Here is a 26,048-nt window from a genome sequence, read left to right on the forward strand (position 1 = left end):
GAGCTGAGTCCCACCACTCGGATCCGCGTCGGCCGCGTTGGGGAAGTCAGTCCAGCGCGGCCGCCTTGCGCAGCAACACCGAGCGTTCGCACTGGTTGGCGCACAGGCGGGCGGCCAGCTCCAGCTCAGCGCGCGCCTCCGGTCGTCGGTCGAGGCGGGCCAGCAGTTCCCCGCGTACGGTCGGAACCAGATGCGAACCGGGCAGCCGGTCCGAGGCGATCAGCTCGTCCACGATGGCCAGGGCCTGCGTCGGCCCCGAGGCCATGGCCACGGCAACGGCCCGGTTGAGTTCGACCACCGGCGAGGGCGCGACCCGGCCGAGCGCCTCGTAAAGCAGCACGATCCGGTCCCAGTCGGTCGCCTCGACCGAGGGCGCCGACGCGTGGGCGGCGGCGATCGCGGCCTGCAGGCCATAGGGACCGAGGCCGCAGGACGATGCCTTGGCCAGCGCGGCCAGCCCTCGGCGGATCGCCGAGAAGTCCCACAGCCTCCGGTCCTGGTCCCCGAGCAGGACCGGCGTGCCGTCCGGGCCGGTCCGGGCCGGGAAGCGTGCGGCCGTCAGCTCGCACAACGCGAGCAGGCCGTGCACCTCCGGCTCCTCGGGCTGTAGCGCGGCCAGCGTGCGGGCCAGCCGGATCGCCTCGTGCGCGATGTCAGGGCGCAGCAGCCGGTCACCCGATGTGGCCGTCGACCCCTCGGTGAAGATCACGTAGAGGACGCTGAGCACTCCGCCCAGCCGTTCCCGGCGCTTGTCGGCCGGTGGCAACTCGAACGGCACCCGTGCCGCCGCGATCGCCTTCTTGCCCCGGGTGATGCGGGCCTGCACGGTCGGGACGGGTACCAGGAACGCGCGAGCGATCTCTTCGCTGGACAGGCCACCGACCACGCGCAGGGTCAGCGCCACCTGGGCCTCGCGAGAGAGCACCGGGTGGCAGCCGATGAACATCAGCGCCAGAACATCGTCGCCGATCTTGTCGGGATCGACCTCTTGGTCGACCGCAGGGGCTGCCGCCAACAGGGCGTATCGGTCCTGGAGGGCGGTCCGGCGGCGGATCGCGTCGATCGCCCGCCGCCGGGCCGTGGCCATCAGCCAGCCGGCCGGATTGGCCGGAGAGACACGCGACCACGACACCAGCGCCTCAGCGACCGCCTCCTGGGTCGCGTCCTCGGCCAACCCGAAATCGCCGGTGAGCCGGGTCAACGCGGCGACGATCCGGGCCGACTCGATCCGCCAGACGGCCTCGACGTCGGCCGTACCCATCAGATCCGGCCGTTGCTCTCGCTGCCCAGCGGAGCCTCGTCGACCTCGGCCACCCGCCGGACCTCGATCTTGGACCCGCGGACCGCCGGGACCCGCCTGGCCCACTCGACCGCCTCCTGTTTCGTAGCGACGTCGAGTAGGAAGTAGCCGCCGAACAGTTCCCTGGTCTCGCCGTACGGTCCGTCCGTGACCACCGGAGCCTCGCCGCTGAAGTCGACCACGACACCCTGACCCGGATCGTCCAACCCTTCGGCCGCGACGAGAACCTCGGCCTTCATCATGTCCTCGATGAACCGGTGGGTCATGGCCATCATCTCGTCGAGATCAGCCATCATGGCCGCGTTCGTCTCATCGGTGCCTCGCATGATCAGCAGGTATTTCGACATCGCGTTCTCCTCGTCCGGCGGGACCGCCTCTCGGCCCTCGCACCACACGTCGAACGAGCGGCCCGCCAATCGACACCGTCCCGGAGAAATCTCTCGCCGCGACGCAGACGATCCTGTCAGACCGGCCCTCGAGCCCAGAATGGGTGACCGACGGGATCAGCGGAGAGTCGATGTTCACCCGGGACACGGGGCCCTCAAAGGAAGCAATTCCTGCTCTGCCTGATCGGGTCAGTCACCCGAATATGGATGTGCGAGGTTGGGCCGGCGTGGCGGAATCCACGGGATGGCCCTCTGAAAGGCCAACCGCCGGAGACCGAGTTCCGCGCCGATGACCGCTCAACCTCCGACATCCTCGTTACCCCTGGTCCGGTCGATCAGGCCGGGATCCGCTCGCGGCTCACGCGGGCGATCACGTCCAGCAGTGCGGTCACGGCAGGGAGGCGGAAAGGCGGCGCCAGGGAGGCCGCGTACAACCGGCGGGAAGGGAGCGAAGGCGCGGTCGATCTTCTCACCACCCCCGGGTGTACGGCGCCCCGCACCAGTGTGGGCACGAGCATGACGCCGGATCCGCCCGCGACCAGAGCTTGCCTGCCGTTGGTGCGGCAAGGACGTGTCGAACTCGGCCGCCTCACCGGGCGACAACGGTCGTACCTCCCCCTGCCACTCGACCTCCGGCACAATGATCATGTGATCGATCACTGCCGAAGCCTCTTCGAACGGCACCGGTGGCTGACCGGACTCTGCCGGATCCTCGACACCCCTGACGCCTGACCCGGCTGCCGGCCGATCTTCCCGCCACGGGACGGCGGCCGGGCCCGCGCCGTCACCGGCGGGGGTGGTCGGCCACCGGGTCCGCGAGTCGTTGGTCGATGTCGGGAAACGAGCCGTCGCCGAACAGGATCCGCGCCGCCAGGGCGCGACCGGCGCGACCGCGCAGCACGGTCACCGCCGCCTCCGCCGCGGCGGGGGACCGGATACCGGCGAACACGCGGCGCAGCGACAACCGGCCCAGAAACCGGTTTCGCAACGCGCCCCCGTCGTACCGGCTCAGCACGCGTTGGTCGCCGGTACGCAGGTATCCGGCGGTGACCGCCGCGGCCAGCTCGGACATGCGCAGGCAAGGGTCCAGCCCACCGGCCGTGAGCGGTGACACCGCGCCCGCCGCGTCCCCGACGAGCAGCCCGGCGGGACATGCCAGCCGCCGCAGTACCCCGCCGACCGGGATCGGACCACCTCGACGCTCGACCGGCCCGACCGGCGCCACGTGGCCGGGCGCGTCCGCGACGAAGGCGTCCAGCAGGTGGCGGATACCGGCGCGCATCGCGTTCGGGTAGCCCGCGACACCGACATGCGCGTGCCGGCCATCGTCGATCACCCATCCCAGATACCCCGGAGCGATCCGGGGGTCCAGCACGCAGTGGAACGTCGGGGTGGCCGTGCCCGACGCGATCGGGTGGACGATCTCGGCGCCGACGAGAAAGCGCCGGTTGACATCGAGACCGAGATCACGGGCCACCCGGGAGCGGGCACCGTCCGCGCCGACGACGAACCGGGTCCTCACCGGCTCCGCGCCCTCCAACCGCACGAACCCCCTCGACGCGTCGACGTACCGTACGCCCAGGAGGACCCGTGCCCCGGCCGACTCCGCCGCGCCGCGCGCGTGCTCGTAGACGGCCGCCATGTCGGCCACGCGATACTCGTCCCGGTCACTGGTGAACCGGATCGGTGCCCGCCGCGACGGCGGATACAGCAGCACGTCCCGGATCCCCGGCCCGAGCAGGTGATCGGGGATGTCGAAGTCGTCGAGGGTGCGGCGCACGAAGATCCCCGTCGTGCGGATCCCGGCCGACAACGATCCTCGACGGTCGACCACCAGCACGTTCAGGTCCCGGCGCGCGAGCAGGCGGGCTGTGCGCAGACCGGCCAGGCCCGCACCCACGACCAGTACATCCACTGTTCGCATACTTCGCGACGGTAAGGGCGGTGCCTCAGCCATACGACGATTTGCACGCTACCTGCCCCATACCTTCACACCGTCGCCACACTCGGCTCCCCTGCCGAGAGAGCCGCGCCCTCCGCCCCGGCCGGCACCGAGCACATCCGCCGGTGTGCCCCGGTCCAGCCGGGTCAGCGCGGGTGCAGGAGGTTGGCGACCCAGGTGGACGCCAGGCAGGCGTAGAAGACGAGCAGCACCGGGACCAGCGACTGACCGAAGTACGACATCGGGATCAGGGCCGCCTGCGTCGCGGCCAGCGTGCCCGTGATGCCGCCGAAAACGTGGCGGCGCACCCCGCTGAGCCGTGCCGTCTCCTGGACGGGCGTGATCAGCCCGAGCACGGCGACACCCGCCATCACGGTGCCGGGCGATTGTGCCACGGCGGCCGAGACCAGCAGCACGATCCCGCAGCAGAAGAGGCCCGCGGAGATCCGGGCGGCCCACACCTCGGCGGTGTCGAACAACTGCCGGTCGCGAAGGTCCCGGTGCAGAACCAGCGTGGTCACGGCCTGGCCCACCCAGTTCACCCAGGTCGCCAGTGTGATCAGCACCATGTAGACGAACCAGGGGACGAGCAGGCACAGCGCGAGCCACAGCAGGATCCGTCGGCGGGTGAGGAGACGCAGAGACGCGAGCCAACCGTCGAGACGACGTAGCGGATTGCGCTGTTTGAGGGCCTCCAGGAGCAGGTTCCGGCCCTCCTCGTACTCGGGCGCGAGCCGGAGTGTCTCGCGGAACGCGCCGGCGGCGGCCCTGTGGTCGCCGGTCGTCATCATGACCAGCCCGTACGCACGGTGCGCGTCCGCGCTCTCGGGGGCCAGCCGGATCGCCCGCGAGGCGTGCTCGCGTGCGCCGTCCGCGTCGCCGAGCTCGGCCAGGGCGATACCCATGATCTGGGCGAGCCCGCCGTCCTCCGGTGCCAGCCGCAGTCCATGGCCCGCGGCTCCGGCGGCGGCCGGGAACTCGCGAAGGTTGAAGTGGGTGCGGGCCAGCAGTTCGTAGATCAACGGCTCGTCCGGGCCACGTGCCAGCGCGTTCTGGAAGGCCCCCAACGCCTCGCGCTCCCGGCCGGTTTTGTTCAGGATCAGCCCGGCCACCCAGTGCCCGAACCAGTGATCGGGGATCAGTCCGGTCCCGCGGTTCGCCTCCACGAGTGCCTCGTCCAGGTCCTTCTGGAGAAAAAGCGCGAGGGCGAGCATGAGATGCGCGGCCGGATTCTGCGGATCCTCGGCCAGCGCGGCACGGGCCTCCCGCTCGGCGTCGGGGCCGCGGCGCAGCATCACCAGCATCCGCGCCCGCTCCGCCAGAGCCTGAACCCGGGCGTCGACCTGGGAGGTCATCGCCGCCTGCCGCCGATCCAGGGCAGCAGGTCGTCCCAGGCTCCGCTCTCGTTGGAGTACGTGACGTAGTTGCGGGCCGTGGCCATCCATTCGGCGACCGCCGTCGGGCGGACCGAACGGGCCGCGCCCAGCAGGTCGGCGGTGGACAGCGGCAGGAGGCGGCCAACGCGTATCGCGTCCTGGAGCTTGGCCTCCACGGCCCGGTCCACCACCCCCTTGAGGTCGGCACCGGTGAACCCCTCGGTGGCCTCGGCGATCATCCGGAAGTCCACCTCGGCCAGCGGCGCCTTCCTGCACAGCAGGGACAGAACGGCCGCCCGCGCCGCCGCGTCCGGCGGCGGCACGAACACCAGCTGGTCGAACCGACCGGGACGACGGAACGCCGCGTCCACGTACCAGGGGGCGTTCGTCGCCGCGAGGATCAGAACCCCTTCGTTGGCGCCGCCCTCCACACCGTCCATCTCCGCGAGGAACTGGTTGACGATCTGCCGGTTGTGCGCCTGGCCCATGTCCGAGCGGCGTGCCGCCAACGCGTCGACCTCGTCGAAGAACAGCACGCACGGGCTGTTGCGGCGGGCCCTCTCGAACGTCGCGTGGAGGTTGCGTTCGCTGGACCCGACGTACATGTCAAGGATGTCCGACAGTCCGACGCTGATGAAGTCGGCGCCCAGTTCTCCGGCGGCGGCCCGCGCCAGGTGGGTCTTCCCACAGCCGGGTGGCCCGTACAGCAGCACCCCGCCGCCGGCACGCCTGCCGTAGGCGGCGAACATCTCCGGCTGCTGGACCGGCAGCAGCAGTTTCATCCGCAGGGACTGCTTGACCTGCTCCATCCCGGCCACGTCCGCGAAGCTCGTGCGCAGCCTGTCGGCGCCCGGATTCAGGGGCGACGCCACGTTCGCCACCGCCTCGTCGAGGATGGGGCTCGGCACGGAGTTCGCGAGCTCGGCCTCGAACACGGGATCGGCGAGCGAGACGTCCCGTGCCACGGCCTCCCGGTAGCGCAGTCGTGCGGCCGCCACATCCCCTTCCGCGGCCAGCGCCCTGGCCACGATGACCCCGGCCCGAGGCGGCCCCTGCCCGGCCGCGACGCGTTCGAGCGCCGCCAGGGCCGCACCGCTCTTGCCCTGCCTGAGAAACACCTCGGCGAGCCCGGTCGCCGACTCGGCGTCACCGGGAACCAGGGCGAGCGCGGCACGGAACTCGGCCTCGGCATCCATGAGCAACCCCGCACTCAGCAGCTGTTCTGCCAGGTGGCGCCGCAACGGAAGATTGTCCGGCGACACCTGCACCGCCTGCCGCAGTGCGTCCAACGTTCCCCGATCGGTCACAAGACGCCCGCCTTTCACCCCAATACTGGAAACACCTGTCGATGATTCCATGCGGGTTCGCACCCGGCGGCACCGCGCACCCCCGCTCCCTCCGATGCGACCCCTCGGTGAGACGCATCGCCTCCGATCGACGAATGCCAACCGGCGCCTGAGGACCAGGAGAGTCAGAAGATCACTTCTCGCGTAAGGGACGATCGTTTCCCGGAGCCCTCGGGCGGCCTCACAGGTCAGGCGTTCAGCGATCTGTGCACGGCGGCGTCCACCAGCTCGCGGACCTCCTGCTCGGTGAAGATGTCGGGCAGCGTCAGCCGCTCCACGATGAGCCAGTTCAGGGCGAGGTAGAGGAGCACCGCCGAGGTCGAGTCACCGGGCAGGCCCGAAGCGGCGTGGTGGCCGATGTTGGCGTCGATGTCCTCGCGGATGCGCTTGGTCAGCACCGCGCGCAGCTCAGGGCGCCGGGTGGATTCCAGCCGCAGTTCGAGCAGGGCCAGGTAGCCGGAGTCGAAGGCGGAGACCCGATCCACCAGTTCGTGCATGAGCTCGGCATAGCGGGTCGCGTCCTGCACACCCTCCCGGCTGCGGGCCATCGTGGCCTCGTCGGGCAGCAACCGCTCGTAGATGCGTCCGCCGGCCTGGGTGAACAGGTCGTCGCGGTTGGCGAAGTAGTTGGAGGCCGTGCCCGGGGGCACGGCCGCCTCCGCGTCGACGGCCCGGAAGGTCAGCCCCCGCGCCCCCTCCTTGGCCAGCACCTCGATGGCCGCGTCGATCAACGCCTGCCGCCGCTCGGGATTCCTCCGCACTTGACACCACTCCATCTGTAGTACTACGTTCCAACCACTACAAGTAGAGTACTATATTTGGAGTTGATTGGTATGCGAAAGCTCGTCTACTACGTCGCCGTCTCGCTCGACGGCTACATCGCGGGCCCCAACGCCGAGTTCGACTTCTACCCCGTGTCGGACCAGATGGCCGCCTGGATCAACGACCGCTACCCCGAGACGCTCCCCACCCATGTCCGCAGGCTTGTCGGCCTTGAGGACGCGCCAAACAAGGTCTTCGACACGCTGGTGATGGGCCGAGGCACCTACGAGCCGGCCCTGGACGTCCCCACCACCAGCCCGTACGCCCACCTGCGCCAGTACGTCGTCTCCAGCACCCTGACGATCGACGATCCCACGGTGCGGGTGGAGACCGGCGACCCGGTCGAGCTCGTCCGGCGGCTGAAGGCCGAGGACACCGGCATGGACATCTACCTCTGCGGTGGCGGCAGGCTCGCCGGCTCCCTGCTCCCGGAGATCGACGAGATCATCCTCAAGAGCTACCCCGTGGTGGCGGGCGCGGGCATCTCCCTGTTCTCCGGACAATTCCGCCCCACCCTGTTCACCCCCACCCGGCGCGAGTCCTTCGACAACGGCACCCAGGTCACCTGGCTCACCAGGGCTTAGCACCCCGAGAAAGCCGGACACCTCGGCGCGTCCGCTCGGCTCGACCTCACGGGCGAGATCGCGCCCTCCTCATCCGCGTGGCGCCATGGCGCGCGCCCATTCCCGGTGTCGTAGCGGGACGATTCCTCCTCCCTGTGCCGTCCGGGGGGAAGTCTCCCGCAGTGGACGACCGGCCTTGGCGGGCAAGCGACGACTACGGCCATGAGCACCCCGGCCAGGTACGTCCACGGGCCCCGCTACCGGCCACCGGACTGCTCGCCGGAGCCTTCGGGCACGACGCGGCAGGCGGGACGGCGGCGGTGGCCGGGCGGGTGGGCCGCGGCGGTCAGTTCGGGCAGGCATCGCGGCAGGCGCCGAAGCGCCCGATGTCCGGCCGGGTGAAGCCGGTCTCCTCCGTTCCTCTCACCGCCTCGGTCATCGCCTCCTTCCAGACCAGGCCGGGAAGCGACATGCCGTCCACCCACGGATAGTGGCGGCCTCCGATGGTGACGTCGCTCAGGTCGTGCTGGAACGCGCCGCGCGAGTCGCCGAGGCTGACGGCCGAGGCCAGGCCGGGGGTATATCCGGCGTACCAGGCGGCGGTGAAGGCGTCGGTCGTGCCGGGCATGCCCGCCGCCTCGCGGCCGATGCCGCCGAGCGCGCTTTCCCCCAGGGCCTCCGACAGCACGTCGGTGACCGCGTCGGCGACCGCCGGGTCCAGGACCTGCCGGCAACGCGGCGGAAAGGGGCGTGGCGCACCCGAGCCGTCGCGGATCTCCGTGATCACCGTCGGCTCGCAGAAACGGCCGCGGGCGGCGAGGCTGGCATAGGAGTTGGCCACCGAGACGGGCTCGGCCTCGTTGATGCCCAGCGGGAACGTCTCGAACTCCAGAAGCGGCGTCCCGTCGGCGCGTCCGAGCCCGAGACGCTCGGCCATCCTGACGGTCTCGCACAGCCCGACCTTCTCCGTCAGGCGCATGTAGAAGGTATTCACCACCTCCCGGGTGCCCGAGCGCAGGGTGACGAACCGGTCCCCACGCTTCTCCCGGTTCACGACGGTGTGGGTCGGGTCGGCGACCGCCTCGTTCGCGCAGTTCCTGAACGCCGCGTAGCTCGGAGCGCGGTACTCGTCCGAGATCTGGAAGCCGTCGTCGTGGCGCAGACCGGCGGCGAGCGCGGCGGCCAGGACGTAGGGCATCGCCGTCGTGCCCTGCTGGAAGGCGACCCCGTTGGCGGCCCTGTCGGCGGCGGCGTCGCGGCTGGTGGCCATGGCCCTGATGGCGCCCTCACCTGGGACGATCATGACCTGGGTGGCGACCTGCGGGTCGTCGCGGTGGACGTGGGCGTCGATGGCCCGCTGCGCCGCCCGCTGGAGCCGCTGGTCGATCGTCGTGCGGATCGTCAGGCCCCTGCGGTTGAGCAACTGCGGATCCTGGGCGAGAAGTTGCTGTTTGACCTGCCGGCACAGGTAGGGATACCCGACGCCCGCGCAGTCGCCGGAGAACTCCTCAAGGACGGCGCCCTCGACGTCCAGCAACACGCTCTTTCCCGCCACGGGGGCTGCGGGGGCCGTGGCGGTGGAGTCCGAGGCCACCCGCTCCTCTCTCAGCCCTCCGTCCGCCGGGCTCCGCAACAGCAGGACGACCGCGACCAGAGCGCTCACCGCGGTGACCCCCAGAAAAATCAGCAATACCCTCATCGTCGCCCTTCGGTGTGTGATCCCCCATTTGGATCATCGGGGAACGGCACCGCGCAGGCAACCAACCGAACCGACGGCGACGGCCTCTGGCCGCACCGAGTTCGGGGGCGTGGCTCGCGGTCGCTTGACCTCTATCGAGGTTGAGGTTGGAGACTGCTCCGCGCCGGTGTCGGACAGCCGAGTACGGGAGAGCGACTGACGTGCGAGTGGTGAGGGTCATGAATTTCGGAGGTCCGGAGGTGCTGGTCGCGGGCGAGGCGCCGGAGCCGGTCGCCGGGCCCGGCCAGGTGGTGGTCGACGTGTCCGTCGCGGGCATCACCTTCGTCGAGACGCAGATCCGGCGTGGCGTCGACAAGTGGCACGCCAGGCCCGAACTGCCGTACGTGCCGGGCGGTACGGTGGCCGGCCGGGTGGCCTCGCTCGGAAAGGACGTGGATCCGGCCTGGTCGGGACGACGTGTACTCGCCGGCACCGGGGAGAGCGGCGGCTTCGCCGAGCGTGCGGTGGCCGCGGTGGGCGACCTGATCCCGGTACCGGAAGAGCTGGGACTGCCCGAGGCCGTCGCCCTGTACACCGACGGCGGCACCGCGTTGGGCCTGGTGGAGGGAGCCCGCATCCGTCCTGGTGAGTGGGTGCTGGTCGAGGCCGCGGGTGGCGGTGTCGGCAGCCTGCTGGTGCAACTGGCCCGGGCGGCCGGCACCAGGGTCATCGCAGCCGCGCGCGGCGCGCGGAAGCTGGAACTGGCTCGCGATCTGGGCGCGGAGGTCGCGATCGACTACTCCGATCCCGGCTGGACGGACCGGGTACGCGAGGCGACCGGTGGTGCGGGCCCCGATGTGGTGTTCGACGGGGTCGGCGGCGAGATCGGCCAGGCCGCGTTCGAGGTGACGGCGGACGGCGGCCGCTTCTCCGTCCACGGCGCCTCCAGCGGCCAGGTCACGACGATCGACCCCGCGCGGGCGCGACGGCGCGGGGTCGAGGTGATCGGGATCGAGCAGCTCTTCGGCTTCGGGCCCCAGATGGAGAAGTGGACGAGGCAGGTGATGTCGGAAGCGGTGGCGGGCCGGATCCGGCCTGTCGTCGGGCAGACCTTCCCCCTGGAACGCGCCGCGGACGCACACACCGCGATCGAGTCACGCACCGCCCTGGGCAAGACCCTGCTCCTGATCTGACAACGCCCCAAGACCCCCCCGCAGAACCACATACCGCGATCAGCTGGAACGATCGGACCGACCTCAGCCTGATCCGCGACTCGACGCGCGAGCGAACCTCGATTTTCCGGCCTGTCCGTCCGCCGTCTCACCGGGCCGAAGCGCGAAGGGCCGCTGCGATCCACGCGAAGAGCTCGGGCCCCTCCTCGTCCGTAGCGGGCGGCGTCCCGTTGATCACGGCCACCAGGGACAGGTACCTGCCGTGGGTCGCGTCGTAGCGGGCCTCCTTATCGGAATTCTCGCGCTGGATCCTCTCGACGAGGAGGAAGGCCGTGGCCAGTCGCTCCCGCGACTCGGCCGTGGCCTGCCCGCCGACGGCCTCGGCGGACGCGTTCGCCATCCGAACGACCAGTTCCCGCGCTCGGGGAGAGTCCGCCGGCAGCCCGGAACGATACGCCTCCACGATCTCCTCCCCGACCTTCGCCCCCTCCTCGTGGATGAAGTCCCACACCGGTGCGGCGGCCATGCGCCGTCCGGGGAACGTGCCGTAGGTGTCCCGGAGATAGGAGCGGACCGCGTCACGGAACTCCTCGCCCCGCAGCAGGTCGGCCAACTCGATCCAGGCTTCGAGCTGGGCTGCGCTGGGGTCCTCCGGCAGGATCGGTCGCATCGTCCGCAACCGCTCGACGAAACCGGAGGGTACGTCGAGGCCTTCGCCGACCTCGTTCCAGAAGTCGTCGACGAGCCGCTCGCGCTCCTCGTCGGGCATCGAGACGAGCTTGTGCATCAGGGTCACCTGCGCGACCGTGCCGTCCTGCTTGACCAGGGTTCTCAGCACGGCCCGTCTGGCCCGAAGGGCTCGCTCCTGACGCTCGACGAGCTCCAGGTGCGTTGCGAGAAGATCGTGCAGCGACGTCTCGCCGTCGAGTAGCTGGCGGATGTCGTCCAGGCCGGCGTCCAGGTCACGGAGGGTGCGGATGAGCTCCAGCCGGGCGATCGCCCGGACGTCGTACAGGCGGTAGCCCGCCCCGGTCACACCTGTGGGCGCGATGACCCCGGCGTCGGAGTAGTAGCGGATGGCGCTGACACTCAGACCGGTCCGGCGTGCCACGTCCCCGATCGGATACAGCTCGTTGTCGTCCATGCCGTCACTATGGTGTCTCAAGCGGCTTGAGACTCAAGTCCCGCCCCGCCACCGTCATGCGGCCGCACAGCTCGGCTGGAATCTCGGCCAGAACCCTCCGAAACGACAGGTGCCCTCCTGATCCCAAGATCAGGAGGGCACCTCATGAGACTTTCCCAGGCCATCTCGTGAACGGCTCCTTTTTGCAGGATGTTCACGAATACCCCTGACATATGTCGAAGCGGAGGCTGGAAGATTGCTTCCCGGAACGGCATTGATCGTTTCCCGGACTCGACGTACGAAATCCCCGCCCTGGACACATGGACGATCATGTTGAGGATCCTTCCGCGTAAAGTCACCGAGCATGGACATTCACCCACCTGACACGTCGGCCTGCACGACGCGAAGGGGCCGACCGGCATTCGTCGTGAACGTCGAGGTCTTCCTGGAGCGGGACGACCGCTGGCTGCTCATCCAGCGCGGGGCACAGGAGGCCCACGCTCCCGGTGCGCTGGCCGGTGTCGGCGGCAAGGTCGAGATCGACGGCGCCGGAGCCGACGTCCTGGAGGAGACCGCACGGCGGGAGGTGGCCGAGGAGATCGGCGTCGACGTGACGGACGTCGTGCTCACCTACGTGGAGAGCGCGTTCTTCACGACCGACGACGGCGACCCGGTGATCAACGTGGTCTTCCGCGGTGAACTGCCGGCGCACGCTCAGCCCATCGCCGCCTCCGCGCAGGAAGTGGCCGGGCTCGTCTGGCTCACCGTCGCCGAGGCCGAAGCGGACGCGAACTGCCCGCCGTGGGTTCTGCGCGGCCTGCGACGCGCCGCGTCATAGAACGACCGCGACAGCAGCCGCGCTCCTTCCCCCGAACGGAAGTCCTCCGCGTCGACGCCAACTCCGTCACCACCGTGAAACCCCTGGTCACGCCCGGCTTCCCCACCGCCTTCGCCTACGGCCATCGCGACTTCACCGACAGTGCTTCCGTCGACATCATCACCAAGTCGGCGATCAAGGCGACGGCGCCGTCAACGCCTTCAACGACGTCTCCTCGGTCCGCTGATCCCGCCCCTCAGCCGAGGTCTGCCTCACGCACGCGTTCGATGGTCCGCTGGGACGCGACATCCTGGGGAGCACAATCTTGGGGCGGTCCCCTCAGGATCGTCCGGACGAATGATCACCATGGCGATCGCCGCCCACACGAGCGCGGCGACAACGGCCGACACCGCGGCTGCTCGTCGGCTCATGCCTCCGACATGGTCTGGGCGGCCGGTTGGTGGCGCGGGGCGGCGAGGTCGTGGGCGGAGCGGGCCAGCCAGATCATGACCAGGACGGTCGAGACCACACCGAGTGGTTCGACAGCGCTTCCCTCATCCCGGAACGGCGATGCCGCCAGTAGCAGCAGGATGGGCACCACCAGGGCGGCGACACCGTACGCGACGGTCGCCTTCTCCCAGCGGTCGTCGCCCGCTTGAACCCGCAGGATCAGCACCGTCCAGGCCAGGCCGGCCAGGCCACAGACCATCTCCGCCCAACCCGGGACGGGCTGGCCGACGAGGTCGAGCACGCCGATGACGGTGAAACCGCCGTACCCCAGCACCCCCGCGCCTCGCGTGTACTCACGGTCGCGGCCCAGCACCCGCGCGAACAGCAGCACGACCACCCACATCACCGCAGAGTGGATCACCGTCGTATCCGCCCAGATCAACGACGCGGTGACATCGAGCAGCCACATCGTGGCCACCGCGACGTAGAGCGCCACGCGCACCCGAAGGGTGTTCCGGTCCTGCTGGGGCGGCGGTCCCGCCGACGGCCCGCGCAGGATCTGCCAGATCCCCCACGCCCAGGACATCCCGGCCAGGACCAGGAAGAGCAGGTTCTGCCCTGTCGCCGCGACGCCCTCGGGCATGGTCGCGAACATCGTCAGCCACCACAGCGGACCGAGGTCGCCAGAGGTCAGGGCGACGACGACGGCGACCGTCAGCGCGGCGCCGTACAGACCGGCGACGAGCAGGGCGGGCAGGGCTGAACGGTGACGACGTGACACGGGACGCTTCCTGAGGATTCGGGGGGATGGGAGCGAACGCCTCACCCTATAGTCGATCATGAAGAGTGGCGCCAGGTGGAGGACGCGTCCACGGGGAACCTCACGACGAGCCCGACGCACCTGCTGACAACCTCGAAACTCCAGCAGGGTCCGTTGACCGCACACCGCTCATGGGCCGAAGCAGGCCACCCATCCGCCGCATAACCGTGACACAGCCCCAGCCCGGCCGACCCGGCGACGCGAACTCCAACCTCCACCAGCCCCCTGACACCGCCGGACACGGGGCAGACCGTCTCGCGACGTGACCGCGCTTGACCTTGACACGGTGAGAAGGCTTTCACTGCTGCCAAGGAGGTGGTCCCATGCTCGAACGGGACGTGGTGGCGCCGCCCATGGCACGCCTGCGACAGCGGTTCTTCTCGCAGAGCTCCCGTTTGGCGGGCGAGCCCACGCAGAAGGTCGTCACCTACCGGCTGAAGCCCGTGGTCGTCGGCGACCTCTCCTCATGTCCGGTGGCCGGTCCTGCTCCGCGCGCTCGTCGGCGCGCCGAACAGGTCCGGCCGGCTCGTTCCACATTTCAACGCGCTCGACGCGCGAGGAGGGGGTGCGATCCGTCATGACCATGATCTACAGGTCCGAGGCCGGTGAACGCGAGCTCCGCGACCACTATCGGCAGGTGCTGGAGGCCTGGCCGGTTCCCGCCGAGCACCTGTGGGTGCCGACGCGCGAGGGCGAGACCTTCGTCCTGGCCTGTGGCCCGCAGGACGCACCGCCCCTGGTGCTGCTGCACGGCTCGGGTGCGAACACGTCGATGTGGCGAGGCGATATCGCCACCTGGTCTCAGCACTTCCGCACCTACGCCGTCGACCTCGTCGGCGAGCCCGGCCTGAGCGCGCCTTCGCGCCCTGCCCTGGACTCTGATGCGGTATCCCGGTGGCTGGACGACGTGCGGGAAGGACTCCAGATCACCGACGCCGCGTTCGTCGGCACGTCTCTGGGTGGCTGGACGGCCCTGGACTACGCCATCCGCCGTCCAGAACGAGTGACCCGCCTGGTGCTGGTGTGCCCCGGCGGCGTGGGACGACAGAAGGTCGGCTGGATCTTCAAGGCCCTGCTGACCCGCCCGTTCCGACGCGATGGACTACGCGAGTCGGCGATGGCCGTCGCAGGACTGGACGGGGAGAAGGACCGGCAGGCGCTCGACGCCGTCGTCCTGACGTTCACGCACTTCAACCCGCGCAGGGAAAAGCTGCCGGTATTCCCCGATGAGGCGTTGCGCGGCCTCGCCATGCCCGTACTCGTCATCGTCGGTGGCCACGACGCCATGTTCGACTCCCACCAGACCGCCCGGCGTGTCCGTGAGTGCATCCCGCACTCGACCGTGAACCTGCTCCCCGAAGCCGGTCACGCCATCTTCGGCCAGGCCGAGCCGATCGCCGAGTTCCTTCGGGCCTGAGGTGAAAGGTCACTCAACGCCGAAAGCCTGTCAGAAAGAGATTTGCCGGTTCATCGGGTGGGGTTCTCGGTGAACGATGCGGTGTGGTCGGTGACCCACTGGCGGAAGGTTCGTGCCGGCCTTCCGAGGAGGTCGGACACCGTCGAGGTGACGTACGCCGGGCGTCCCATCGTGGCGTTCCACGCCGCGAGGAGCATGTCCACGGCCGGGCGCGAGGCTTCCGGGGTCTCGCGCCGGAAGTCGTCGGGCGCCAGTTCCTCGAACGTCAGCCGGCGGCCCAGCACGTCTCCGATGACGCTTACCTGCTCGGCCTGGGTGAGTGACTCGGGGCCGGTCAGGACGTAGTCGCCGCCGGCGTGTCCGTCCTCGCGCAGGATCCGTGCGACGACCGCGGCCACGTCCCGATCGTCGACCGGGGCCGTCTCGGCCGCGCCGTACGGCCAGCGGACCACTCCTTCGCCACGGATCGCGGCGGACCACCAGAACAGGGCGTTCGACGCGAACATCCCCGGCCGGACGATCGTCGAGTCGAGTCCGGTGGCCGCGATGAGCTCCTCGATCTCGGCGTGCAGCGCCGCCATCGGGTTCGGTTGCCGGAAGAACGGGTGCGGGGTCCGGTGCGGTGCGGACAGGTAGACGACCCGCTGTGCGTGGGCGGCCAGCCGGTCGACGACGGCCGCCGCGGTCTGCGGCGGGGCGGTCCAGACGAGGAAGACCGTGCTGACGGCGTGCAGCGCGGCGTCGAGCGATTCGGGCACCGTGAGATCGCCGGTGGCGATCTCGACGTCGGCGGGCAGTGTCGCCGCCGACTCGGAGCGGCGCACGAGGGCGCGGACCGGCACGTCCGCGTCGGTCAGCAGGTCGACCACGGCGCGGCCGATGCGTCCGGTCGCCCCGGTGACGAGCACCGGAGGCCCTCCCGCAGGTGTCATGGCAGTCTCGCCGTCGTCGACGGGGTGCGGCGAGGTGTCTGTCTGTTCCATGGGCGCATCTTTTCGTTACCGAGTTAAAAAAGCAACTCAGTAACAAATGTTACCCTGACGAGGTGAGCGAGCCGGTCGGGCTGCGGGCCCGCAAGAAGGTACGAACCCGGGACGCGATCGCCGAGGCGGCGATCTCGCTGTTCCTGGCGCACGGGTTCGACCAGGTATCGGTGTCCGACATCGCCGCGGCGGCCGAGGTGTCGAAACCGACGCTGTTCCGCTACTTCGCCACCAAGGAAGATCTGATCCTGCACCGCTTCGCGGACCACAACGGTGAAGCCGCACGCGTGGTCCGCGACCGGCCCTCGGGGATCACACCGATAACGGCGCTGCACCGGCATTTCCTGGCCGGTCTCGATCGTTTCGAGCCGGTCACCGGCCTCAACGATCATCCTGAGGTGGTGGCGTTCCATCGGCTGGTGTTCACCACGCCAACTCTGGCGGGACGGCTCCTGCAGTACATGCTCGACGACGAGGACGCGTTGGCCGCCGTCCTCGACCCGGGTGTCCGGGGCCGGCTGCAGGCAGCCCAGGTGATCGCGGTCCAACGCGTACTGGCCAGGACCAACTGGCAGAAGATCGCCGACGGGCGGACCGCACACGATGTGCGACCCGAGGCGGTCGCCGACGCGGACCACGCCTTCGCCCGGCTGTGCCACGCGACGGGCAAACCCTAGCCCGCCGCGCCCGCACACTCCGGCCGGCGCCGCCGAGCGTTGACACCACCGGGGCAGGCAGTCCAACGCGGCGAGGATCGCCGAGCACTCCGCAGTGCCGACCCTGGCCTGGCCACTGCTGCTTGTCGCGATCTTCTTCTCGCTGCCGGTCCGCCGCTACCGCCCTCGACCGCTGACGCCCCCGTCCGGTGCGCTAGCGTCATCACATGCTGCGCCGATGGATGCTACCGATTTTCTTCCTGGCCCTCGGACTCGCCGCAGCGGCCCGGCAGACCGCTCAGGGGTCCCCGGGCGCCGCCGTCGCGCCGCTCCTGATATTCCTGCTGGGCGCCGTCCTGCTGTCCCCACTGATGTTCCCGAAGTCCATCGGCGCGGCGGAAGCGCTACGCCGCAGCGAGGCCGACGGCCGCCCGATCGTCTACTGGCGCCCTGGCTGCCGCTTCTGCCTGCGGCTGCGCATCCGGCTCGGCCGCCACGCCCACCGGATGCACTGGGTCGACATCTGGCGCGATCCGGAAGGCGCCGCGGCGGTCCGGGCGGCCACCGGCGGCGACGAGACGGTGCCGACCGTGGTGGTGGCCGGCAAGCCACACGTCAACCCCGATCCTCAATGGCTGCGTGCGCAACCGCCCTTCTAAGAGGTCGCGTCCGTCCGTTTCGACATGCCGCCTGGCCTGGCGGCGCCTTCAGACTTCCCAGCCGACCACGAGATATGGGGACCTCGAACGCCATGGCCTCGCCGAGGAGTCGCGTCAGCCGGTTCACGCTCGCCGACCGGTGGCTCGACCGGCCACCGGCCGACGAACCGCCGGCGCGGGAACTTGTCCTGCGCTATCTCACCGCATTCGGTCCGGCCTCCGCCAAGGACATCAAGGCATGGAGCGGGATGACCCGGCTACGCGAAGTCGTCGAATCGCTCCGGCCGCGGTGGGCATGAAAGATCACACAAGGATCATCACCGGCTTGACTGCGATCTCCGCCCGCCGAATGGTATGGTCTCAACATGCGGATGATCTTCTTGTTCCTTGGCTGGTGGCGCCCCTGACGGGCGGCACCGTTCATCCGCGTAACCGACAACGCGGCCGCCCGGTTCGGGTGGCCGTTTCGTGTGTTCGCACCTCGGTGGCCCGGCCAGGGCGGCCTCCCGATCCTGAGGGAGCCAAACCGATGCCACGACGACTCACCGGCTTCACCCCGTCCGGCGACCTGCATCTGGGCAACTACATCGGCGCGATCGCCCCGATAATCGCCAAGCAGGCCGTCACGGACACGGTGGTGTTCATCTCCGACCTGCACTCCCTGACTCTGGAGCACGATCCGGCCGAGGTGCGGCGGCGGACGCTGGAATTCGCGACCATCCTGCTGGCCGCGGGCGCAGACCCCGACGCGTCCTTGTTCCTGGTCCAGTCGCACGTACCCGAGCACACCGAACTGCACTACCTGCTGGAGTGCACCACCGGGTACGGCGAGGCCCAGCGAATGATCCAGTTCAAGGAGAAGTCCGGCCGTCAGAACCAGGTCCGGATGTCGCTGCTGACCTATCCGATCCTGATGGCCGCCGACATCCTGCTGTACGACACCGACGAGGTGCCGGTCGGCGAGGACCAGAGCCAGCACGTGGAGCTGGCCCGCGATGTCGCCCAGCGGTTCAACACCCGATACGGCCCCACCTTCACCGTCCCCCGTGCGGTCAACCCGCCGGTCGCCGCCCGCATCATGGACCTGGCGTCACCCGGCGACAAGATGAGCAAGTCGGCCCCCTCGGCGGCGGGGGTGCTTCGACTGCTCGACGAGCCGAACGTCCTGCGGCGCAAGGTGATGCGTGCGGTCACCGACACCGACACCGTGGTGAGCTACGACCCGGAACGCAAACCGGGAGTGTCCAACCTGCTCGCCATCCTGGCCGCCTGCACCGGCGACGAGCCTCAGCGGCTGGCCGGGCGGTTCGACCGGTACGGCGAGCTGAAGGAAGCGGTCGCCGACGCGGTGGTGGCCACCCTCGCCCCTCTCCGGGACCGCTACCTGCGACTGGCCGAGGACCCGCGGCACGTCCAGGCGGTTCTGCGGGCCGGTGCCGGCCGTGCCCGCGGGGTGGCCGGCGCGAAGGTACGCCAGGCCAAGGCGGCGATCGGCCTGCTACCCGGATGAGTCAGCGGGTGCGGGGGCCTGGCCATCCGCGTGGCTGACGACGACCCGGGCGGGAGGCCGTCGTGATGTGCCGTCGCCCTCATCTGTGAAGATCCATCGGTACTCGATGGGCTCCCGTCCCAGGAGAAGCAGAAGTCACCCCCTTGGGCGACCCGCACCATGCCGTACAGAAAGCCTGGATGCGACGCGATCGATGATCTCAGAAATGGAGCGGGAGTACGCCGACAACGGTATCGATCTTGACGTGTGCCGTACTTCGCCGGCCGGGCTGCTCACGCCGGACCTTCCGGACGGGGCGGATAACCGCAGACCAAGGCCGCATCCGGGTTTTCGCACCCCACACGTCGGTGGAGAGCGTCGGGGCCGCCCGAGCGATGTCGCAAGTCGCGGAGTCACTCGAACGTCGACGCCGCGCCGACGTGCCCGCTGCTACGCGGTCAACGTCACCACCAGGAACGCCACCCCCATCACCAGCGCGACCGGCGTCATCACCGAGCGCTCGAACTTGCTGCCCGACAACAGGTTCAACACCGAACTCAGCGCCAGGTAAACCACGATCACCCACATCCCGATCGTCAACAGCGGCTCGCCGATGATCGACACCAGGCCGGCCTTGCTCAGCAGGAACAGCGCGAACACAACGTAGATCAAGACCGCGACCACGCTTCCGATCCGCAGGTTTCGAGGCAGCACGTCATGCCGGCCGCCCCAGGCGAAGCGGCCCAAGGGCACTCCTGCGGCAAGGGCGATCTGGAGGGCGGCGAGTATCACGAGCAGGATCAGGCCTGTGATCGCAAAGGCGGGCATGGCTTGACGCTACCGGGTTTCGGGGTCGGCAGACATCCCCGATGGCTTCCCGGGAAACGACCCCCAAGGCCCCTGCACAGCGGGGCCGACGTTGAGGACGACCGGAACCGGATGCGAGCGCGCCCGGCCGGATCTCTACCAACAAAACCTGGCTGGAGAATCAGATCGCACGTTGCGTCAAACGAGTCCTGCCGATGCTGCGTCCAGCGCAAGTGCGAGCACCCCGATCAGCTCAACCGACCAGTGTTCTAGACGACAATCTCACACTATGCGAATATGTGTTCGATTTACGAAGGCCGTCAACGAGAGCGGGTCCCGTAGCCATGCCCGGGTGCTCGACTCTCCCCTTCCTCTCCAGAACGGAGTGCCTGTGCGCCCATCAACCTCTGCCCGGGCTCCTTTGTCCCGCCGATTAGTCGCCTGGGCCGGGACCCTGCTCCTGACGGCGGCCCCGCTCGTCGCTCAGGCGCCCACCGCCACGGCCGCCGTGACCGTCACCGACCTCGGCGTCGCCGGGAAGGGCGGAGACGTGGTGGCGCGCAGCAGCAAGGTCTTCGTCGCCGCCGGCGATCAGATCGTGGTCGCGCCCATCGACGGCAAGGTCATCGACACGATCCCCGGCCTGTCCGGTGCTGTCGCCCTGGCCTCGCCGGGGGTCGGCAGGAAGGTGTACGCGGCGCTGCGCGATTCGCACGAAGTGATCGAGATCGATACCGCCACGCTCGCCATCACCAAGCGCATCGACCTCACCGCGCACCCGTGTCCGTCGAGTCTGGCGCAGGAGTACGACCGGCTGTGGATCGGATTCGGTTGCGGTGAAGAGGGGGTGTTCACGAGTACGGGTGACCTGGGGCAGAACAGGGGCCTACAAGATCGCTTCCTGAAATGAAGGTGATCGTTTCCCGGAAGTCGCGGACGCTACCCCCTGCGGCCCCGGCCACTGACGACCTGCACGTCAATGGCAGCAATGACAATAAGCGGGAAAAAGCCGCCATAATGAAATCATGATCCCCAAGGTCGTGGCCGTCGTCGGCGACCGGGCCGCCGCGTTCGAGCTCGGGATCGTCTGCCAGGTGTTCGGCCTGGATCGCTCCGACGACGGGCTGCCGCTTCACGACTTCACGCTCTGCACACCGCGGCCTGGCACGATCCCGACGACCTCGGGGTACACCATCCAGGTCGAGCACGGGCTGGAGCGCCTGATTGACGCCGACCTCATCACCGTGCCCGCCTGGCCTCAGCTCGACGCGCCCGTTCCCGCTCCCCTGCTGGCGGCCCTGCGGGAAGCCGTCGCGCGAGGCGCCAAGGTGCTGACCGTCTGCACGGGCGCCTTCCTGCCGGCAGCCGCCGGGCTGCTCGACGACCGGCGTGCCACCACCCACTGGCAGTTCGTCGAGTTGCTCGCCCGCCGCCACCCGCGGGTCAGCGTCGAGCCCGACGTCCTGTACGTCGAGGACGGCCCGGTGCTCAGCAGCGCCGGGGCCGCCGCCGGGATCGACGCCTGCCTGCACCTCATCCGGTTGCAGTACGGCGCCGCCATGGCCAACGCCCTAGCCAGGCGCCTGGTCGTACCGGCCCACCGGGCCGGCGGGCAGGCCCAGTACGTGGAGGCGCCCATGCCGCCACCGCGCACCCCGTACGAGCTGTCGGAGCTGCTCGACTGGATCATGGAGCACCTCCATCAGCCACTCACCGTGGAGGCGCTGGCTGCACGCGCGGCCATGTCGCCGCGCACGTTCGCCAGGCGGTTCAAGACGCTGACCGGCACCACCCCGCACCGCTGGCTGCTCGAACGCAGGCTCCAACTCGCCGAGGAACTGCTGGAGACCACCGATCTGAGTGTGGACGCCGTCGCGACGCGGGCCGGGTTCGGCGGCGCCGACACCCTGCGCCACCACTTCGCCGCCCGCCGCGGCATCGCCCCCGCCGCCTACCGCCGCGCCTTCCGCCACAGTACGTAACCGGCCGCCGACACGGGCGTACCGGCTGCTCCCTCTACGCCTCTGCCACGGGTGACGGGCATGTCGCTCCCCGAGCGGCTGGGCGAGGTCGGTCGTGAGGAGTCCCGGGTTCGGGGCTTCGGGGCACGACCACGAGGATGGCAGGATTTTCCGGTAACCGGGCAGTGCTGCCACTCCTCCTGAATCATCCGCTCTCACAGACTCGGGGCATGACATCGAGCACACACTGCCGTCCCTCACTCGCGCGCCCTTTCCCCCTGCCGTCGCAGGAGCGCTTCACGGTCGCCGTCCACGCGCCCGGTGCCGGGCCGCAGCGCTGGGCCGGCGCACCGAGCGCCGTGCTGGACGCCGACGGCACGTTCGTCCTGGCCTACCGCGTGCGGAAGGGTGGCGAGGACTACAACGTCGTGGCCCGTTCCGCGGACGGCGAGCGCTTCACCACCGTCACCGTCCTGCCGCGCCACCGCTTCGGCGCGGCGATGGTGGAGCGCCCTGCCCTGGTCCGCACCCCGTCCGGCGGCTGGCGGCTGTATGTCAGCTGCGCCACGCCCGGAACCAAGCACTGGTGGATCGGGGCGATCGAGGCCGCGTCCCCGGAGGGACTGGCTGAAGCGGACGTGCGAGTGGTGTTTGCCGGCGACGTCCGCACCGGCGTCAAGGACCCGGTGATCCGCTACGACGGCACGGAGTGGCGGGCCTGGATCTGCTGCCACCCGCTCGATGTGCCGGGCGCGGAAGACCGCATGAGCACCGCATACGCCACCAGCCAGGACGGGCTGAGCTGGCGATGGCACGGCGTCGTCCTCACCGGCCGGCCCGGCTCATGGGACGCCCGCGGCGCGCGTCTGACCAGTGTGCTGCCCGACGGCCGCGCCTGCTACGACGGGCGCGCCTCGGCGGCGGAGAACTGGCGTGAACGCACTGGGCTGGTGACGCCGTCCAGCGGCGCCGGAGGCGCGCCGCTGACGCCGGTCGACGGCCCTCCCGTCGCGGACGTCCGCTACCTCGACGTACTGCCCCTTCCCAGCGGCGCTCACCGGATCTTCTACGAGGCCCGGCTGCCCGACGACAGCCACGAGCTGCGCACCGAACTGGTGAAGTGAGAACGTCCGCTTCCGGCACCGTGAGCTCCAGAACTTCTCGTCCTCCTCCGATGCCGACACCGTGCCCCCATCGGCGGCGAAACGGACGCCCAACGGGCGCCGGCGCAGATCGGCGGGACAGGCGGAACATGCCTGTCGGGAACGGACGGTGCGGCCACCGGGCAATTGACGCTGATCGGTGCGCCGACAGCACGATCATCGTCTATGGCACCTGTCGGTTAATCAGGAACCACTAGCCGAATTTGCCCCTATTCCACACATTTCACAATCAGTCCCCGCCCGGCTGCGGACGCCGACTACAACGCGACCAATTCTGAGCACAAGGGCAACAATTTCCTTACCGGTGTCCGCCTGAGGTGATCGAGAGGCCACCCTGGAACCATGTCAAAGGCGGTGGGAGAGCAGGAGCGAGCACCCGGTTCGCGGCAGTGGCGGGCAGTGCGGATCGCCGCGAGCGTGGCGTTGCCGGTCTTACTGGGAATGGGGCTGGCCTGGGTCTTGGTCGACCCACTCGATCTGCAGAAGGACATACTGGAAATGCTGAGCCAACGGGCCAGCGTGATCGGCACGTTCACGGGCGCGGCCGGGCTGGTCGTCGCGATGCTGGCGTTACGCGCGCAACTGCGAAGCCGGCCCGTCGACGACATCGCATCCACCACGGGGACACCGGGGTCCGGCCAGGCAGAGTCCGCCCACGCCCGTGGCCCGCGACGTCGTACGGTCCTGCTGATCACGACCGTGTCGGCTGTCGTGGTGACCACCCTGATCGCCCTGGCCGTCGTATCAGATGCGTCGGTCCGCTACGAGGCTGAGGACGGCTCTTGCAACAATGCCAGACGCCTTTACAATATCGACGACGCATCGAACAACGCTTCGATGGGCCATTTGAACTACCCGGACAGCTGGGTCGAAATCAAGGTGTACGCGCCCAGGGCCGACATCTATAAGGTGAACGTGCGGTATAGCGCCGCCGATGGCGACGCGCGGCAGTACCTGACGGTGAATGGCTCGCGCAAGATCGTAGTGCATTATCCGGGTAGCCCCACCTGGACAACCTGGTCGCACGCGTCGGCCACCCTAAAGCTGGACCACAAATGGAACACGCTGCGATTCCAGCACGACGACGGACCGTTCGCGGCCGAGCTGGACTACGTCGAGATAGTTGGCGGCGACCCGGTTCGCGATCTCGCCGCTGTCGGAGACTGTGGCCCGCCTGCAGCAGCTGGGTAATCTTGATCGGAACCCGCTCCACCTGCGGTAGCTGCGGCGGGCGGCGGGTGAGCTCGCCAGAGATCCCCTGGATCTCTCACGTACATGGCCGCTGATCGTCAGCGACCGGCCAAACTGGCCGGAGTTCCTCGTTCCTGCCCTGCTCGGCTCGGGGACGTCCATCGACGACGACCTTGCCGTGTTGCGCAGGACACCCGCACCCCAAGTGCGAATCAGCCTCCGGCGCCTGTTCGGCGAAGGCCTCTCCGCCCCGGCCGCCGCGCTCGCTGAACAGCCGGCGGCAGGACCGCGTGCGATCGCCGCGGAACTGCGTGCGGCACATGACCGGCTCACCGCGCCACACTGGTCACGGATGCGGGCCGTACTCGATGCGAATGTCGTCCATCGGGCCGAGCAAATGGCTGCGGGCGGTGCCGAGAGGTTGTTCGCCGACCTGTATCCGGATCCGCGCCGGCGCGATGGCCAACTGAAGCTGGGGGGAGCACGGAAATGAGGGGATTCGAACCCCGGTGGGACGCACCGTTTCCGATCAACGGATGCCGTTCGGTGTCGTCAGATGCCGCGACGATGACGTCCATCGGTCCCGGCTGCGCTCCCGTGTCAGCCGGTTCGCTGACTTTTAGCGGACTCCGCCCAGCCGCCCGACCTGGGGCGACCATGGCTACGGGAAGTTGCGTTTCCCGCGGTCGGCCCGAATTTGTCAGTCTTGTACGGCATGATCAGCGCTCGTATTAATACATCCTCCCAGGGAGTGCCATGGACGTCACCGACAGAGCCGGATAGTCCGGCATGGGCTGGAACGGCTGGACGCATCTCGCTCTGCTCCGTGCCCAGCTCGACGCGGGCGCCGACCCGAATTCGGGAACAGACCTCCATGGACGCCCTCTCCACCAAGCAGCCGAGCGCGGCTCGCCTGAAGCGGTTGCCCGGTCAGCCACGATCCAGAGCTCTGTGAACAGCTCAACACGACCGAACACCGCATCAACCTTCCTATGCACCGATCTCTCGACTTTCGACGAGAGCGTCATGACCGCTATGTACAGGGGGCAAGCATGAAGCTTCTTCTCACCTCCGCCGGCGTCAAGAACCCGAGCATCCACAGCGCGCTGGTCGACTTACTGGGCAAACCGATCGCCGACTCCAACGCCCTCTGTATCCCCACCGCCAGCTACGGGCACCCCCAGGGCAATCCCGGTGGGGCATGGCGTTTCATCAGCGGTCAGTCCTCCACCCCCATGTGCGAGCTGGGTTGGAAGTCCTTGGGAGTGCTGGAACTCACCGCGCTGCCCAGCATCGACGAAGGACGCTGGGTCTCCTGGGTCCGAGAGACAGACGTCCTGCTGGTGAATGGCGGCGACGCCCTGTACCTGTGCCATTGGATGCGGCAGTCGGGGCTGGCGGATCTCCTGCCGTCGCTGCGCGAGACGGTCTGGGTGGGACTGAGCGCCGGAAGCATGGTGATGACCCCCCGTATCGGAGAGACCTTCGTCGGCTGGGAACCGCCTGCCGGGAGCGACAGCACACTGGGCATCGTCGACTTCTCGATCTTCCCGCACCTGGATCACGAGCTCCTGCCGGAGAACACCATGGCCGACGCGGAAAGATGGGCGGCCGGAATCTCAGGTCCGGCGTATGCGATCGACGACGAGACCGCCATCAGAGTGACCGAGGGCACCGTCGACGTCGTGTCCGAGGGGCACTGGAGGCTGTTCTCCTCCTGACATCAACAAGGTTCGCACGGTGGTCGTCGACTTTTCGCTGATCCCGGTCCGCGAAGTTCCTTCGGAGGCCGTACGCCCCCCGGAGAACGAGGCGACCTCATAACCTCTGAACAGCAAAAAGGCCCGGTTCCATGATCTGGAATCGGGTCCTTCGTCCTATGGGGTGTTCACGAGTACGGGTGATCCGGGGCGGAACAGGGGGTTAC

The 26,048-nt window shown here is 69.1% G+C and carries 26 protein-coding genes and 1 pseudogene; 15 read left to right on the plus strand and 12 right to left on the minus strand.

Annotated features, from left to right (window positions below; all coding sequences use genetic code 11):
• Positions 1 to 46: 46 nt before the first annotated feature.
• The 7 genes from ABZ664_RS29510 to ABZ664_RS29540 form a co-directional block, all read right to left on the minus strand.
• Positions 47 to 1,261: a DUF6596 domain-containing protein gene (locus ABZ664_RS29510; RefSeq protein ID WP_362516737.1), complete on the minus strand. Its 1,215-nt coding sequence runs from the start codon at positions 1,259 to 1,261 to the stop codon at positions 47 to 49.
• Positions 1,261 to 1,647 (minus strand): YciI family protein, encoded by a 387-nt coding sequence (locus ABZ664_RS29515; RefSeq protein WP_362516739.1) that lies wholly within the window; start codon positions 1,645 to 1,647, stop codon positions 1,261 to 1,263. Before ABZ664_RS29515 ends, ABZ664_RS29510 begins: the two co-directional genes overlap by 1 nt.
• A gap of 374 nt (positions 1,648 to 2,021) precedes the next feature.
• Positions 2,022 to 2,204: a hypothetical protein gene (locus tag ABZ664_RS29520; protein WP_362516741.1), complete on the minus strand. Its 183-nt coding sequence runs from the start codon at positions 2,202 to 2,204 to the stop codon at positions 2,022 to 2,024.
• A gap of 266 nt (positions 2,205 to 2,470) precedes the next feature.
• Positions 2,471 to 3,610, minus strand: a complete 1,140-nt coding sequence (locus ABZ664_RS29525) for an NAD(P)/FAD-dependent oxidoreductase (RefSeq protein WP_362516743.1) — start codon at positions 3,608 to 3,610, stop codon at positions 2,471 to 2,473.
• Between the two features lie 164 nt (positions 3,611 to 3,774).
• Positions 3,775 to 4,983, minus strand: a complete 1,209-nt coding sequence (locus tag ABZ664_RS29530) for a tetratricopeptide repeat protein (RefSeq protein WP_362516745.1) — start codon at positions 4,981 to 4,983, stop codon at positions 3,775 to 3,777.
• Positions 4,980 to 6,311, minus strand: a complete 1,332-nt coding sequence (locus tag ABZ664_RS29535; RefSeq protein WP_362516747.1) for an AAA family ATPase — start codon at positions 6,309 to 6,311, stop codon at positions 4,980 to 4,982. The genes ABZ664_RS29530 and ABZ664_RS29535 overlap by 4 nt, the downstream gene beginning before the upstream one ends.
• 227 nt (positions 6,312 to 6,538) lie before the next feature.
• Positions 6,539 to 7,111, minus strand: coding sequence for a TetR family transcriptional regulator (locus ABZ664_RS29540; protein ID WP_362516749.1), 573 nt, complete (start codon positions 7,109 to 7,111; stop codon positions 6,539 to 6,541).
• A gap of 72 nt (positions 7,112 to 7,183) precedes the next feature.
• Between ABZ664_RS29540 and ABZ664_RS29545 the strand changes: the two genes are divergently transcribed.
• Positions 7,184 to 7,756: a dihydrofolate reductase family protein gene (locus ABZ664_RS29545; RefSeq protein WP_362516905.1), complete on the plus strand. Its 573-nt coding sequence runs from the start codon at positions 7,184 to 7,186 to the stop codon at positions 7,754 to 7,756.
• A 325-nt stretch (positions 7,757 to 8,081) separates the two neighbouring features.
• On the opposite strand, the gene ABZ664_RS29550 is transcribed toward ABZ664_RS29545, so the two are convergent.
• Positions 8,082 to 9,425, minus strand: a complete 1,344-nt coding sequence (locus ABZ664_RS29550) for a hypothetical protein (protein ID WP_362516751.1) — start codon at positions 9,423 to 9,425, stop codon at positions 8,082 to 8,084.
• A gap of 227 nt (positions 9,426 to 9,652) precedes the next feature.
• Here ABZ664_RS29550 and ABZ664_RS29555 point away from each other — a divergent pair, with 227 nt between their 5' ends.
• Positions 9,653 to 10,606, plus strand: coding sequence for a zinc-binding dehydrogenase (locus ABZ664_RS29555; RefSeq protein ID WP_362516753.1), 954 nt, complete (start codon positions 9,653 to 9,655; stop codon positions 10,604 to 10,606).
• Positions 10,607 to 10,733: 127 nt separating this feature from the next.
• Here the strand turns inward: ABZ664_RS29555 and ABZ664_RS29560 are convergent, their stop codons facing one another.
• Positions 10,734 to 11,729 (minus strand): MerR family transcriptional regulator, encoded by a 996-nt coding sequence (locus ABZ664_RS29560; protein ID WP_362516755.1) that lies wholly within the window; start codon positions 11,727 to 11,729, stop codon positions 10,734 to 10,736.
• 343 nt (positions 11,730 to 12,072) lie between these two features.
• Here ABZ664_RS29560 and ABZ664_RS29565 point away from each other — a divergent pair, with 343 nt between their 5' ends.
• On the plus strand, positions 12,073 to 12,546 hold the full coding sequence (locus ABZ664_RS29565; protein ID WP_362516757.1) for an NUDIX domain-containing protein: 474 nt from the start codon (positions 12,073 to 12,075) through the stop codon (positions 12,544 to 12,546).
• Positions 12,547 to 12,952: 406 nt separating this feature from the next.
• Here ABZ664_RS29565 and ABZ664_RS29570 read toward each other — a convergent pair whose 3' ends face one another.
• Entirely contained in the window at positions 12,953 to 13,756 is an 804-nt protein-coding gene (locus tag ABZ664_RS29570; RefSeq protein WP_362516759.1) for a hypothetical protein, read from the minus strand.
• Between the two features lie 362 nt (positions 13,757 to 14,118).
• On the opposite strand from ABZ664_RS29570, the gene ABZ664_RS29575 reads away from it, so the two are divergent.
• Together ABZ664_RS29575 and ABZ664_RS29580 are read left to right on the plus strand one after the other, a co-directional pair.
• Positions 14,119 to 14,376 carry a DUF4180 domain-containing protein gene (locus ABZ664_RS29575; RefSeq protein ID WP_362516761.1) on the plus strand — a complete coding sequence of 86 codons (258 nt, stop codon included), beginning with the start codon at positions 14,119 to 14,121 and terminating at the stop codon, positions 14,374 to 14,376.
• Positions 14,373 to 15,212 (plus strand): alpha/beta fold hydrolase, encoded by an 840-nt coding sequence (locus ABZ664_RS29580; RefSeq protein WP_362516763.1) that lies wholly within the window; start codon positions 14,373 to 14,375, stop codon positions 15,210 to 15,212. Before ABZ664_RS29575 ends, ABZ664_RS29580 begins: the two co-directional genes overlap by 4 nt.
• A 50-nt stretch (positions 15,213 to 15,262) precedes the next feature.
• Here the strand turns inward: ABZ664_RS29580 and ABZ664_RS29585 are convergent, their stop codons facing one another.
• Complete coding sequence (locus ABZ664_RS29585; RefSeq protein ID WP_362516765.1) at positions 15,263 to 16,195, minus strand: NAD(P)H-binding protein; 933 nt, start codon at positions 16,193 to 16,195, stop codon at positions 15,263 to 15,265.
• A gap of 62 nt (positions 16,196 to 16,257) precedes the next feature.
• Here ABZ664_RS29585 and ABZ664_RS29590 point away from each other — a divergent pair, with 62 nt between their 5' ends.
• The 4 genes and pseudogenes from ABZ664_RS29590 to trpS all read left to right on the plus strand — a co-directional run bounded on the left by ABZ664_RS29590 (position 16,258) and on the right by trpS (position 19,020).
• On the plus strand, positions 16,258 to 16,872 hold the full coding sequence (locus ABZ664_RS29590) for a TetR family transcriptional regulator (protein ID WP_362516767.1): 615 nt from the start codon (positions 16,258 to 16,260) through the stop codon (positions 16,870 to 16,872).
• A 221-nt stretch (positions 16,873 to 17,093) separates the two neighbouring features.
• Positions 17,094 to 17,510, plus strand: a complete 417-nt coding sequence (locus tag ABZ664_RS29595) for a glutaredoxin domain-containing protein (RefSeq protein WP_362516769.1) — start codon at positions 17,094 to 17,096, stop codon at positions 17,508 to 17,510.
• Positions 17,483 to 17,800, plus strand: a pseudogene (locus tag ABZ664_RS29600) (crosslink repair DNA glycosylase YcaQ family protein); the annotation flags it as partial. The gene ABZ664_RS29595 and the pseudogene ABZ664_RS29600, both read left to right, overlap by 28 nt.
• Before the next feature lie 239 nt (positions 17,801 to 18,039).
• Positions 18,040 to 19,020, plus strand: a complete 981-nt coding sequence (gene trpS, locus ABZ664_RS29605) for a tryptophan--tRNA ligase (protein WP_362516771.1) — start codon at positions 18,040 to 18,042, stop codon at positions 19,018 to 19,020.
• Positions 19,021 to 19,449: 429 nt separating this feature from the next.
• Here trpS and ABZ664_RS29610 read toward each other — a convergent pair whose 3' ends face one another.
• Positions 19,450 to 19,827 (minus strand): hypothetical protein, encoded by a 378-nt coding sequence (locus ABZ664_RS29610; protein WP_362516773.1) that lies wholly within the window; start codon positions 19,825 to 19,827, stop codon positions 19,450 to 19,452.
• Positions 19,828 to 20,227: 400 nt separating this feature from the next.
• Here ABZ664_RS29610 and ABZ664_RS29615 point away from each other — a divergent pair, with 400 nt between their 5' ends.
• The 6 genes from ABZ664_RS29615 (at position 20,228) to ABZ664_RS29640 (ending at position 25,842) form a co-directional block, all read left to right on the plus strand.
• A complete protein-coding gene (locus ABZ664_RS29615) occupies positions 20,228 to 20,716 on the plus strand; it encodes a hypothetical protein (RefSeq protein ID WP_362516775.1) in 489 nt (162 codons plus the stop codon).
• A 115-nt stretch (positions 20,717 to 20,831) separates the two neighbouring features.
• A complete protein-coding gene (locus ABZ664_RS29620; RefSeq protein WP_362516777.1) occupies positions 20,832 to 21,788 on the plus strand; it encodes a helix-turn-helix domain-containing protein in 957 nt (318 codons plus the stop codon).
• Positions 21,789 to 21,997: 209 nt separating this feature from the next.
• Complete coding sequence (locus tag ABZ664_RS29625) at positions 21,998 to 22,891, plus strand: hypothetical protein (protein ID WP_362516779.1); 894 nt, start codon at positions 21,998 to 22,000, stop codon at positions 22,889 to 22,891.
• A 381-nt stretch (positions 22,892 to 23,272) separates the two neighbouring features.
• Positions 23,273 to 24,121, plus strand: a complete 849-nt coding sequence (locus ABZ664_RS29630; protein ID WP_362516781.1) for a hypothetical protein — start codon at positions 23,273 to 23,275, stop codon at positions 24,119 to 24,121.
• Between the two features lie 205 nt (positions 24,122 to 24,326).
• Positions 24,327 to 24,614, plus strand: a complete 288-nt coding sequence (locus ABZ664_RS29635; RefSeq protein ID WP_362516783.1) for a hypothetical protein — start codon at positions 24,327 to 24,329, stop codon at positions 24,612 to 24,614.
• A gap of 559 nt (positions 24,615 to 25,173) precedes the next feature.
• Positions 25,174 to 25,842: a Type 1 glutamine amidotransferase-like domain-containing protein gene (locus ABZ664_RS29640; RefSeq protein ID WP_362516785.1), complete on the plus strand. Its 669-nt coding sequence runs from the start codon at positions 25,174 to 25,176 to the stop codon at positions 25,840 to 25,842.
• The last annotated feature ends 206 nt before the right edge of the window (positions 25,843 to 26,048 follow it).

It is taken from the genome of Streptosporangium sp. NPDC006930, assembly GCF_040635605.1.
Lineage (GTDB): Bacteria > Actinomycetota > Actinomycetes > Streptosporangiales > Streptosporangiaceae > Streptosporangium.